The 12,056-nt window shown below is 60.8% G+C and carries 8 protein-coding genes and 1 pseudogene; 1 reads left to right on the top strand and 8 read right to left on the bottom strand.

Going from position 1 to position 12,056, the window contains the following annotated elements:
* Positions 1-60 precede the first annotated feature (60 nt).
* The 3 genes and pseudogenes from GQR91_RS09305 to GQR91_RS09295 all read right to left on the bottom strand — a co-directional run bounded on the left by GQR91_RS09305 (position 61) and on the right by GQR91_RS09295 (position 3,922).
* Complete coding sequence (locus tag GQR91_RS09305; protein WP_149681955.1) at positions 61-1,437, bottom strand: transposase; 1,377 nt, start codon at positions 1,435-1,437, stop codon at positions 61-63.
* Between the two features lie 379 nt (positions 1,438-1,816).
* A complete protein-coding gene (locus GQR91_RS09300) occupies positions 1,817-2,926 on the bottom strand; it encodes an alkene reductase (RefSeq protein ID WP_149681956.1) in 1,110 nt (369 codons plus the stop codon).
* A 270-nt stretch (positions 2,927-3,196) separates the two neighbouring features.
* Positions 3,197-3,922 (bottom strand): annotated as a pseudogene (locus tag GQR91_RS09295) (SDR family oxidoreductase).
* A 148-nt stretch (positions 3,923-4,070) separates the two neighbouring features.
* Between GQR91_RS09295 and GQR91_RS09290 the strand changes: the two are divergent.
* Positions 4,071-4,967 (top strand): AraC family transcriptional regulator, encoded by an 897-nt coding sequence (locus GQR91_RS09290; RefSeq protein WP_149681957.1) that lies wholly within the window; start codon positions 4,071-4,073, stop codon positions 4,965-4,967.
* 206 nt (positions 4,968-5,173) lie between these two features.
* Here the strand turns inward: GQR91_RS09290 and GQR91_RS09285 are convergent, their stop codons facing one another.
* The 5 genes from GQR91_RS09285 to GQR91_RS09265 all read right to left on the bottom strand — a co-directional run bounded on the left by GQR91_RS09285 (position 5,174) and on the right by GQR91_RS09265 (position 12,002).
* Complete coding sequence (locus GQR91_RS09285; protein ID WP_211368593.1) at positions 5,174-6,343, bottom strand: CDP-glycerol glycerophosphotransferase family protein; 1,170 nt, start codon at positions 6,341-6,343, stop codon at positions 5,174-5,176.
* Between the two features lie 433 nt (positions 6,344-6,776).
* Positions 6,777-7,094 (bottom strand): hypothetical protein, encoded by a 318-nt coding sequence (locus GQR91_RS09280; protein WP_149683598.1) that lies wholly within the window; start codon positions 7,092-7,094, stop codon positions 6,777-6,779.
* Between the two features lie 519 nt (positions 7,095-7,613).
* Positions 7,614-7,868 (bottom strand): hypothetical protein, encoded by a 255-nt coding sequence (locus tag GQR91_RS09275; RefSeq protein WP_149683597.1) that lies wholly within the window; start codon positions 7,866-7,868, stop codon positions 7,614-7,616.
* A 380-nt stretch (positions 7,869-8,248) separates the two neighbouring features.
* Positions 8,249-8,749, bottom strand: coding sequence for a Ros/MucR family transcriptional regulator (locus GQR91_RS09270; protein ID WP_149683601.1), 501 nt, complete (start codon positions 8,747-8,749; stop codon positions 8,249-8,251).
* Between the two features lie 679 nt (positions 8,750-9,428).
* Positions 9,429-12,002, bottom strand: a complete 2,574-nt coding sequence (locus tag GQR91_RS09265) for a TonB-dependent receptor (protein ID WP_160146869.1) — start codon at positions 12,000-12,002, stop codon at positions 9,429-9,431.
* Positions 12,003-12,056: the final 54 nt, after the last annotated feature.

Here is a 12,056-nt window from a genome sequence, read left to right as displayed (position 1 = left end):
AGTGGGCGTTGGGCCGGGCGACGAGTTGCAGCTGAGTCGGGCGGTACAGGGCTGACCGGCTCAGGCGGGCAGTGGCTGCGCCGGTATCGGGATGAGCTTTGCCATCTTGCGGAGGTTCTGGGCGGTGGCCGCCATGTGGAACTCGTCTCTTGCACCGTTTGGACCGCGCAGGCGCAACCGGTCGAGCTTCAGGATGCGCTTGAGGTGCGCGAACAGCATCTCGACCTTCTTTCGCTGACGGCGAGATGTGACGTAGGCGTCAGTGGTGGCGATATCGCGGGCCAAGTCGCGAGCCCCTTCGTGGATCGAGCGGGTGACCTTTCGCGCCGGCATGTTGGGCGTGCAGCGTTCCCGCAGGGCGCAGCCGCCGCAGTCCTGCTGTCGCGCGCGATAGCGGATGAAGCCGTCCTGGCCGACGTCGCCCCGGGCGGTCGCGAAGTTGCGGTTCCTGGGCCTCAGGCGCTTGCCGCCAGGGCAGACGTAGCTGTCGTCATCATGGTCGTAGGTGAAGGCATCGCGTTCGAAAGTGCCGTTGCGGCGGGCCGACTTGTCGAACACCGGGATGTGGGGCTGGATGTCACGTTCGTGGACCAGCCAGGCGAGCATCTCCGCCGAGCCGTAAGCGGTGTCCGCCGCCAGTCGCTCGGGCCAGACGCCGAAGCGGTCCTGCACCCGCGCGATCATGCGCTTGCACGCGGTCACCTCGGCCTGGCGCACGGCGGTGCTCGCTTCCACGTCCATGATGACGGCGTGGTCGAGGTCGATAAGGTAGTTGGTCGAGTAGGCGTAGAAGGCCGGCCCGCGATGCGCGCTGGTCCAGCGCGATGCCGGATCGGCCGGCGCCAGATACTTAGGCACTACCGGTGTCGCTGCGCCGAACGCGGCATCGTCGAGAACGGCCAGATACTCGCGTACCGCACGACTGTCGGCGTCCGGCGGCACGCCGTCGCTGCCCGGACCGCCGGTCTGGCGATTGGCATCGGCGCGAATCAGGCTGGCGTCGACCGCAAACCCTTCGCCGCCCACCAGGCCTTCGGTCATGCAGCGTGCGACCGTCGTCTCGAACAACCGGCGCAACAGGTCACTGTCGCGAAAGCGTCCGTGCCGGTTCTTCGAGAAGGTCGAATGGTCAGGCACGTCGCCCTCCAGCCCCAACCGGCAGAACCAGCGATAGGCCAGGTTCAGATGCACTTCGTCGCACAGCCGCCGCTCGGACCGGATACCCATGCAATAGCCGATGATGAGCATCCGGATCATCAGCTCCGGATCGATCGAGGGGCGACCCGTTTCACTGTAGAAGGGTTTCAGCTCCTCGCGAATGCCCGACAGATCCACGAACCGGTCTATCGAGCGCAGCAAATGGTCCGCCGGCACGTGCCGCTCAAGGTTGAAGCTGTAGAACAGCGCCTCCTGCGCTACCGTCCGCTCGCCCATCATCGGCCCGTCTCCGCTCACCTCGCGAAGATTGAATCAGACCAGCGACACTACTGCAAGACGGCCTTTTTCAACACAATCACCCAATCCCGGACATTCAGGTGTCATCTTCGGAGCTCCAACTTCGGACCCCCATTAATGTCCGAAGCGGGGACTGCGTCATAGGCGCTCTCCCCGCCGAACCGCACGGCAGCTTGCCGAGGAAAAATTTAGAGAAGCAGCGCCAATGGCAGCACTGTCGGCGCGGCGGCTGGACTTGCGATCGCCCCTGCGCCGACGGTGGCCACAACCCCGACCTCGCTCACCGACACCCGGAGGCCTCATCGCGATTAACCTGCGGTATGAGCTCGATCCTACGGCTGGCTCTGATGTGGGGGCTGGCTCAGCCGCGATCCGGATTTCCGCGCATCGTCGGCCAGTCGGAATAGCCGACCGACCCGCCGCCATACCAATATTCTTTTGGCGCTTCTGCAAGCGGCGCACCTGTGCGCAGGCGATCAACAAGATCTGGGTTGGCAATGAAGGGCCGCCCCATGCTGAACAGGTCGGCATCGCCACGCTCAAGAACCTCCTCGGCCAGCTTAAGCGTGTACTGGTTGTTCGCGATATAAGCCCCTTTGAAGCGCTTGCGCAGCGCAGCAAAGTCGACGCCATCTGCGTCACGTGTCTGCTGCGTCACGCCCTCGATGTCGTGGACATAGAGTAGGCCGCGCTGAGACAGCGCATCAACATAGGTGCCGAAGGTTTCCATCACGGTGCTGTCGAGCGGCGTCTCGCCGGGCATTGTCGTCGCCGGCGACAATCGGATGCCGACACGCCCTGCGCCCCAAACGCCGACGACCGCATCGACGACCTCGAGGGGGAAGCGCAGACGGTTTTCAATTGACCCGCCATAGCGGTCGGTTCGCCGGTTGGTGCTGTCGCGGACGAACTGCTCAAGCAGATAATTATTCGCCGAATGAACTTCGACCCCATCGAATCCCGCTGCCTTGGCGTTAATGGCGGCGCGACGATAATCCTCGACGATGCCAGGGATCTCGTCCGTTTCCAAGGCTCGCGGCGTGACGTGGTCCTTCATCCCATCCTTGGTGAACGCCTGTCCGACCGGCTTGATGGCCGACGGCGCGACCGGCGGCTTTCCGCCCTGTAGGTCCGGATGCGAGATGCGCCCAGTATGCCACAACTGAAGAAACATGACGCCACCACGATCATGGACAGCCTGCACGATCGGGCGCCACGCCTCGATTTGCTGGTCGTTCCAGATGCCCGGTGTCAACGCATAGCCGACCGCCTGGGGAGATACGTTGGTCGCTTCGCTTATGATGATCCCGGCGTCAGCGCGCTGTGCGTAATAGTCTGCGGCGAAAGCGGGCGGGATCCCGTCGTCGTTCGAACGGCTGCGCGTTAACGGCGCCATGACGATGCGGTTGCGCAGCGACAGGTCACCGATCTGGACGGGCTGCAATATGGGCGATGCGGAATGGTTGGGCATGGTCGGCGATATCCATCAAACAGTGCAAGATCAGGAACGCTGAACGGACAAGCTGCCGTTACGGTCCGGCGTTCGGCCACATTCATGGTCGGTTGAACCGATCTAGAATAGATGCTGGTGGCGCGTTGACGGCCGCAATGGCCTCCTATGCGATCATGACCGAACCCCAGTCGTTTCGATCCCCTCCTGGCTAACTGATCTCAGCGCTCGTCAATGTGTATGAACCCGTCGTTTGGGTGTCCCCGCTTCGGCACCGGCACGCCCAAGCACTCACATGTCCGCTGCGGTCGGGCGAACGATCACCTCATTGATGTCGACACCCTCCGGCTGTTCGATGGCATAGCGAACGGCTCGCGCGATCGCGTCCGGCGTCAGCGACTTCTTGCGCCATCCGGTGAGTGCCGCCGCAACCTCAGGATTGGTGATGTCATGGCCCAGCTCGGTGGCGACCACGCCCGGCGAGATCAACGTCGAACGGACCTCGTCATGCTCCTGCCGCTACCCCTCGGTGATGGCGCGCACGGCATGTTTGGTGGCGCAATAAACCGCGGCAGTCGGCATCACCATGTGCGCGGCGACCGAGGCGACATTGACGACATGGCCGCTCCGCTGAGCCACGAACCGCGGCAGGACCGCGGCGATGCCGTTGAGGACGCCGTGGATGTTGACGTCGACCATCCGCTTCCACTCGTCGCGCTTGAGTGCACCGAGCGGCGAGAGCGGCATCACACCCGCATTGTTGACCAGCACGTCGACGCGTCCGAACCGTGCTTCAGCGGCCTCGACGAAGGCGTCGAAGTCGGCGCCGTCAGTGACGTCGAGTTCGCGCCAGGCGACGGTCTCGCCTAGTTCCTCCGCCAGCGCCTTCAGACGCTCTCCGCGACGCGCGCCGATGAACAGCCGGGCACCGACCGCAGCCAATTCGCGCGCAGTTGCCTCGCCGATCCCGCTCGACGCGCCGGTGATGAGGACGACCTTGTCGATAATTCCTGCCATGATGCGGTCCTTCCGTTGTGGTGACCGGACGCAGATGGGCGATCGCCCGTCTCAGGCGGTAGAGCGATCGCCCGGATGGCTTGCACGATCCTCCAGAATCGATGCCGGGCGATTGCTCATAGCCCGCGAGTAGGGAAGGATCGTAGGTATGGACCGGATCGCCGAACTCTCCACCCTCATCGATCGACACGTCGTGGGAACAGGCATTTGCAGCACGGCGATGCCGCGTGTGTCGCTGATCCGGGCCGACGCGCCGAGCACCCCCACGCCTGCCGTCTACGAGGCCTCTATTTGCATAATAGCCCAGGGGTCGAAACGGGTGTCGATCGGCGAGCACAGCGTCGTCTATGATGCGGCCCATTACCTCTTGGTCTCGGTCGACTTGCCACTGGTCGGTCATGTACTCGATGCGAGCCCCGAGCGACCCTATCTCTGCTGCAAGATCGATCTCGATGCCGCGATGCTGGCCGATCCCATGGCGAGCGAGGGCGGCGGGGTGGTCCGTACGGATCTGCCGGTGCTTGGCGTCTACCCAGGCGATCCCGACCTGATCGACGCGGCATGCCGGCTGGTCGGGCTGCTCGACCGACCCGACACGATCCGTGCGCTCGCACCACTGATCGAGCGCGAGATCCACTATCGTCTGCTCACCGGACCGCACGGTCCGATGCTTCGTCACGTCGCAACCGCTGGCAGCCATCTCAATCAGGTCAGCCGCGCGATTGCCGCCATCCGCCGGCGTTTCGATGCGCCGATCCGCATTGACGACGTCGCAGCCGAGGCCGGGATGAGTTCCTCCTCTCTCCACGCACACTTTAAGGCTATCACCCGCATGACCCCGCTGGAATATCAGAAGCAGCTGCGGTTGCAGGAGGCCAGACGCCTGATGCTGGCCGAGGGCGCCACGGCGAGCACCGCAGGCTTTGCCGTCGGCTATGAGAGCCCATCGCAATTCAGCCGCGAATACAGGCGACTGTTCGGTGCGCCTCCACGTGCCGACATCGAACGGCTACATGCTGCGCCGGCAGCGGCTATGCCGCTGTGACGATGGTTTGAGTCGCGATCGGTGCTGCAAAATGCTGTGATCAGCTGATGCTGGGACGAAGGACCCAAATACGGTCGCTGCGGGCGCCCTGCCGCCTCCCGACTCCGGTCGCTCATTCATCTCGGTGTTCGAGGCTCGTGGGTGTTCCGCAAAGCTGTCTGGTTGGCTTGATTCGGGAGGCCGAGCGGAACGTCTGCTTTCCGTGGTTAATAAGGGGAAGCGGACCACGAACAGCCCGCCGCTCCCGCTCCTTTGTCAAGGAATGCAATAATGTCGGACGCGGCACGGGATGCAGCTCCCGCTGATGTATCTCCTAACGAGCTTCTGGTAAGTTCACGCTGTTTTTGCAAATATGCGGGGTGTCGTTCAGTGGCTCTATTTATAGCCGCCATCAAGTCATCGGGTCGTTCAATAACTTCACCAAGATGCCAGAATTTGAAGTGTGGATCGTTGCCCCAATCGACCTTATGGGGATTCAGAAACACACACGGCCTTGGCTGGGCGAGAAACTCATAAACCTGACTGCTAACGTCGCCGACGTAAATATCCGCGGCAGTGGTGTAGCTGTTGTCTACCGATCGGTCAGACTCTGGGTCTATCAGGATCGTTGCCGTGCTTCGGCTACGCCAGCGGTTGCGAGCATATTTCGAGCGCCTCCGAAACATCTTAACGTGAGGCGCCACAATCAGATTGTAGTCCTGTTGCGCGGCGAAATCGCGCAGCATGGGTTTGATGAAGCTGCTCCACGACTGAAGCCCGCGCACCTTGTGAGGATTATAAAGAACAATTGGCCGGTCATTTGCAAACAAGGGCCGTGCGGCTGCTACCAGACGCCGGCTGGTGTCCAGCTTTGGGTAGCCTGGCGCGGTAATCCGGCCGACGCGGGCAATACCCATGTCGAGGAAGCGCTGCTTCATTTTCTCGCCCTGGACTATGATGAAGTCGAACCGAGCCCGGCGGGGCATAGACGGCACGTATCGGTCGCCAGCGCCATGAACGATCAAGATGCGGGCGGGGCGTTCGGGCGCTGGTTTGTCGCCAAACAGGATCTCCGCGGTATCCTCAAGCGACACCACAGCGTCATGGAGCGCAAGTTGGGCTTCGTTTGACCGAAGGACTGCTTCTTTATCCAGACCAAACACACGCATAGCTTGCACCGCCTTGGTCTTGATGCTCCGGGCAAGGCGGACATAGGCTACAGGCGGCACTCCATAGGCGCGCCTGATGCGCTCAAGGTGATGGGGAACCTCCGGGTCGTTGTAGTAGAAGGTCACGCTTACCTCCGGCCGCTGGAGCAGCTCAAAGGCGACAGCTGCCCCATGATAAGCTTGATAAGCCTCTGCGATGAAGAGAAACGCGATATTCATCGCGGCCATATAGGTAGCGAGGGCCCACTCGAAAGGAGCGTTCGTAATCAATACGTTACCATCACCTATACCTGGGTCAGCTTCCTGAACGAGCGTCGGGTATCGAATGCGCGTAGCGACGTAAGGTTCGTGTGCTTATGGGCGGGCAACCGCCGTGCCCTATCGCTGAGAAGACGACCCACTTCCGGCCATTCAGCGCCTTTAGGACGATCCCCGAAACCCGCCGTTTGTTCAGGCAAATAGACCATTATTGGCCAGCATGTGCAGGCGCATAGAACGGCCCGGATGGGGACTTTCCCCCAGCTACTATCAGCAGCCCGCAGCGGTTAGCTGCCGCTCGCTAGGCCGGAAGGTGTCCCGGAAACCATCGAGAACGGGAACACCTTGGTTAATTGGCCACCATTTGGGAGGGGGCGCAGCTTACGCCGCGCCCGCGACGCGATCAGGGTTGGTGAGTCAGTGTCCGCTCAACGTCGGTGAGCTTCTGGTTCATTCGATCGGTATCTGGCCGACTGATAGTGCCATTCACCGTTTGAAGATGACCGGCTTCCGTCTGCACTTTGCCAACGGCGAGACGCAGCTTCGCAGCCTTCTTACCGGTCAGGTGATGCTCTTTGACCGCGATATCGATGCGGTCCTTCAACGTCGCCGCGCGGTGCTGGAGATAGTCGCTGTCCGTTTCAACGGTGCCCTGGGCTTGAAGAGGAGCCCCGAGGCATAGCAGCGGCAACAAAATCGAAGGTAATAAGGTACGGCGCATACTTACTTCCTGTGCACGGCACCCGATCATCGGTGGCCGGTGTATCCGATATGCCAAAGCATCATTAAGGCTCGCTGTACAAACGATTGCTGCTGCGATCCCATGAGATGATACCTTCACGTATTTCGCGAAAAGGCGCCCTATCGCCCATCTTATTGGGCAAGCTCACCTGCGCTAGAAGCGGCGATACCGTTTTGCCGGCCTCAAATTCCGGTTCGCTTCACCTACGCCCGGCCGTGGCGGGGGAGACCTTCTATGAAACGGCTTGCCGCTTCTCGGTAGCAATTGAGAAACTCTATCAACTAAATCCATGACCGAAGATTTAAGTTCTGGCTCCGGCCATAAATCTGCTCATGATTAAGCCATGGGATTGGTGTTTCGGCCGCACCGAATAACCCTCAAAAATGCATCTGCTGATCTACCGTCTCATGCGGCTAGCGAAGCGTTTCGGCCCTGACGCCTGCTTATGAGTCCACAACCTAACAACTGTTATTGCTGGTGGAGCTGCCCAATCACCTATCAATTACCAAGTTGCAACCCAAGAGGGGTAGATTTGTAAATCTTGTTCATAGCACTAGTTGCGATCTCTAGGGCTTTAACAATAATAGCTAGATGACGTTTTGCTTGATCCGGATCGTCAAACTGGCCCAAATCAGACAATAAAGGGGCATCGAAATAGGACAGCGCCTGCCTTGCGGTGCCGAGACAATCTAGAATATCCTGTTCTTCTGCCCCGACGGCATAAAGATCAACTGCACCTTCACTGCGTAGCACGTCAGACCTCCAGTACTCCCTGTGCCGATACTAAACGCTCTTGCCGCCTCTCCAAAGATTATGGCACATGATCCTAACCCATTGAATTGTTTATCATAATCATAACGCCGCTGAGGCTGTCGCGCGTTTTGTGTGGGATTTGACATACATGCGGTGGAGATATTTGCGGCTTTATGCACATGAATATCGTTTTTTGAGCTGCCCCTTCTGAAGAGTACCTCGGTTATGACGGTCTGGATCAAGGTCAGCTTCAGCCCGTCCTTGGTCCGGTCATTATGAGAAAACCGGCCTCCCCTTCGTCAGGACAGGCATGCCTGCCCTGACGAAAAGCGCGCTCCATCGGGTCTGGTTGCCGAGGGGGCTCCGAGTGCGGTATCTTGTTATTCTGCGTCAGCGGCCGCAGCGGCTTTGCTGGCGCGCTTGGGCTTTGCTGCGTCCGGAGCAGGCGCAGAGGCATTGGCTCCGGCGCCGGTCTTGCGACCAAGCCCGATCTTGTGCGCCATCGCACGACGGCTCTCGCTATAGGCCTCAGCGACCATCGGATAGTCGGGCTTCAGGTTATAACGCGCGCGATATTCCTCAGGCGTCAGGCCATTGGTTGCCAGATGACGGCGCAACGTCTTGTAAGGCTTGCCGTCGATCATCGAAATGATGTGGTCGCGGCTCGCCAGTGACTTACGGACCGACACCGCCGGGATGTATTCAGCGGGATCCTCATTGCTCGCGACCTCGCCCGGGTCAGAGCGGAGGCTCGTGACGGCCTCATACATCGACTTCAAAAATGCGGGAACATCATCAGCCGACGTACGGGTGTTAGGATTTCCAAGCCATGCAATGGTCAGCTCGGTTGCAAGTTCGACGGTGTTGGTCTCGGTGGTCATCATCATTCTCGGTACATCATGGGAGCTGTCGCCAAGGCGACAGGATGTTCATAGCCGGTCGCCAGCAGCGACAACAACCTGGTAAATATAGGCGCTTCCTCAAAGCAGTAGGACATACGTTCGGCTCGAGGATTGGAGCAGGCAGAGCGATGTCGCCGGCTGTGCCGGTGCTTGCCGTTCCCACAGGCGAACCCGTGACGGGAATATCGAGCCGCCGATCAAGCTAACCTCGCCCTTCAGCCCCTTTTTCCCGTAATGGTTGGTCGAGACGAAGAAACGGAAAGCCTCGAGGCTCCAAAGGCAGCGGGTTGAAAGATTGCAACGACCCCGGAGAAGGATCGAAATGGCCAAGCTGCGATCGACCGCTCAGGGGTCACGACCCACTAGCTGCCATTTACGAGCCAATTTGCGCTTCCCGAAAGCGGCCACCTGTTCATGTTCGATTTGTCATGTACCGCGGAGCCTAGGTTGCGTCCTGGAGCGACGTGAACTGGGACTTTTCTGCCGTTCGGCACCGCGACAGGAAACGTCCGGTTACGCCGACACCGGCCATTCGTGGATCCGCTCAAGCCGCACTACAGACAACCGAGTGACCTGCTGCCCGTTTTCTGGACCGCCTTGCGGCCGATCGCTGCCAAGCTGATCTAGCGCGTCCGCATCGTTGCGACCGCGTGCCTACTCAGTATCTTGCCCGCACCGTCAGTCCGTACCGCGCCGGTTGATTATAATTCACCGTGCGGCCGAGATACGCGGTCACGCCTGCGCCGGCCGGGGCTGCCAACAATGCCAGTGAAATGATGTTCCGCTCGTTGGTAGCGTTGTTGGCATAAAGCGAAACGTCGTACCTGTCGTTCTCCAGCCGCACGCCTGCCCGCAGGTTCAGGTTATGTTGGCTTGGCACCTGCGTATAGATCGACTGGGTCACCCCCGTGCCATAGCCGCTGGTGAAGGAATACTGGGCGTAACTGTAGAATTCGGCATTGTCCGAAATGCGCGCATCCCAAGACGGAGTCAGCGAGAGCGCCCATTTAGGCGCGTAAGGCGCGCGCTGCCCCTCGGCATCAATGTTGGCGATCCCATTGTAACTCAGTTCCGCGGGTGCCGGCAGCGAGGGCGCGCGCGTATAGACAGCGTCGTTGTAATTGCCGTCGAACGTCAATCGGATGCCGGATCCGATCCGCGCAGCCAGGCTCCACTCCACGCCGCGCGCGCGAATGTCACCGACGTTGGTGGCACCGCGCTGCGCCGTCCCATCGGGCAAGATGAAGGAAATGGAGGTTTGGAAACCTTCCAGCTTCTCCTCGTAGGCGGCGATGGCAAAGGTCACCCAGCGGTTGAACAAGGAGCCTTTTACACCCGCCTCGATGTTCGACGTCGTGGTCGGCTGCACAGGCGGTGCGTTGGGCGAGAGCGAACGATTGTTCAAGTCCAGCCCGCCAGCCTGAAAGCCCGTCGCATAAGTCACATAGGTCGTGAGATTCGGCGTGATCTTGTACGACAGGCTGGCGGTACCCGACAGGTTGTCGTCCGACGTGGATATATCGACAGGATAGCCGCTGGTGGCCACGCTCGTCGGATAGCCGGGTACCCGATAAACAAGACCGGGGTTCCGCTGCACGGCATCGATGGCGTTGTAGAAGGCGTTCAGCTGCGCATTGGTGATGCCGGCCGGCAATGCGGTGGGAAGCTGGCTGGTGTCCACCGGGCTGCTGCCGTTCTTGCGATCATAAGTGTAGCGCAGGCCACCGGTCAGATCCAACGCATCGCTGATGTGCCATGTCGCCTGGCCGTAGATCGCCGCATTGCGGTTCTCGACGGTGGTGTTCTCTATGATCTGCGCACCGGTCAATTGCTGCCGCAAAGACAGCGGGATCGGCGTGAAGGCGGCGCTAGCCAGCGTGTTGTAGGCGTTGTACCAGGGTATCACGTCCGCCCCGAACTGGTGGATGACGTAATGGTCCTTCAGCTTGGAGTAATAGAGAAAGCCGCCGACCTGCCATTCGATCGGACCGCTCTTGTCCGACGCGAAGCGAACTTCATGGCTGAACTGGTTGCTCTTGCTGATTGCCATGTTCTGGTAGATGTCGATCGGCGTGCTGTCGCTGTCCTGCGGCGGGTCGAAACTCCAGTGCCGCCATGCGGTGATCGACGTCAGCGTCACGCCGCCGAAATCGTAATCGGCGGTCAGCGACACGCCGGCATTGGTGGTGCGCGTCTGATTATAGTTGTTGGTAACGGTCGACCGCGGATCGACGGTCGGCGTCCAGTTGCGCACCCCGCCGAAGTTCTCGATCTGGCCAAGCGCACGCAGCGCCGTCGTGACGCGCGCCTGCTGCGCCGCCGTCGTGTTGATGCCCCAATTGCCGGGTCCGAACACCTCCGCAACGCCGCCGCCGGAACTGAAGCCTGACGAACTGTCGCGTTCCACATTCACGTCGCCGGACAGGTTAACGCTGAGATCATCTGCCTCGAGCAGGAACTGCTGGCGGACACCCCAGCGCCACGTGCCGGCAGTCGTGTCCTCGGTGGTCGCGGTGGGAGCATAGATGCCCTTGTCGCGCGCCGCGCGTGCAAAGGCGGGACGAAGCGGCGTCGATATCCAGCCATCGGCATAGGTGGCGAAGGCTGCGGTGCGAAAGGCGATGTTTTCGGTGATCGGACCAGTGACGATCGCCTTACCCTGCGCGAAATTATACCGGCCGTACGACGCTTCGAATGTCTGGCTGGACGTGAAGCTGGGCTTGTTGAAGGTGATGTTGAGCGCGCCGGCCGCGGCATTGCGGCCGAACAGCGTGCCCTGTGGGCCGCGCAGCACCTCGAAGCTCTGCACGTCGACCAGATCCTGGAGGACTTGACCGGGCCGCGCCTGGTACACGCCGTCGAAATAGACGCCGATCGCATTGTCGAGGCCGTCCGCGGCGGTCGGCGCATAGCCGATGCCGCGGATCGTGATCGAGAAGTTGCGCGGATTGCCGCCGGTGGAATTCAGGCCGGGTGTCTGGTCGATCAGGCTTTGCAGGTCAATCGTCCCCTTGCGCTGCAACGTCTCGCCGCTGATCGCCTGCACGGAGATCGGAACGTCCTGAATGTTCTCAGCTCGTCGCCGTGCGGTGACCACCACATCCTCGCCGCGATCGTTGCCGATCGCGACCGCGTCCTGTGCGCGCGCCAGCGTTGGCAACGCCAACAGCGACGCACCCGCCAGCAGTGCACGCACCACGCTCCAGCGCCCTCCCTGAGTGGCCAGCTTCATAGATTCCCTCGCTCCCATTGAGGATGCGAGTATGTACTCCACTATTCCTATAGG

Origin of the sequence: Sphingomonas carotinifaciens, from assembly GCF_009789535.1 — a bacterium.
Taxonomy (GTDB): Bacteria; Pseudomonadota; Alphaproteobacteria; order Sphingomonadales; family Sphingomonadaceae; genus Sphingomonas; species Sphingomonas carotinifaciens.
The sequence above is the reverse complement of the archived record's forward strand: the minus strand, read 5'-3'. Positions and strand labels throughout refer to the sequence as shown.

Bases quoted from the DNA above. Each gene is read 5' to 3' on its own strand.
- GQR91_RS09305 (WP_149681955.1), bottom strand. From the start codon at position 1,437: ATGATGGGCGAGCGGACGGTAGCGCAGGAGGCGCTGTTCTACAGCTTC.
- GQR91_RS09300 (WP_149681956.1), bottom strand. From the start codon at position 2,926: ATGCCCAACCATTCCGCATCGCCCATATTGCAGCCCGTCCAGATCGGT.
- GQR91_RS09290 (WP_149681957.1), top strand. From the start codon at position 4,071: ATGGACCGGATCGCCGAACTCTCCACCCTCATCGATCGACACGTCGTG.
- GQR91_RS09285 (WP_211368593.1), bottom strand. From the start codon at position 6,343: ATGGCCGCGATGAATATCGCGTTTCTCTTCATCGCAGAGGCTTATCAA.
- GQR91_RS09280 (WP_149683598.1), bottom strand. From the start codon at position 7,094: ATGCGCCGTACCTTATTACCTTCGATTTTGTTGCCGCTGCTATGCCTC.
- GQR91_RS09270 (WP_149683601.1), bottom strand. From the start codon at position 8,749: ATGACCACCGAGACCAACACCGTCGAACTTGCAACCGAGCTGACCATT.
- GQR91_RS09265 (WP_160146869.1), bottom strand. From the start codon at position 12,002: ATGAAGCTGGCCACTCAGGGAGGGCGCTGGAGCGTGGTGCGTGCACTG.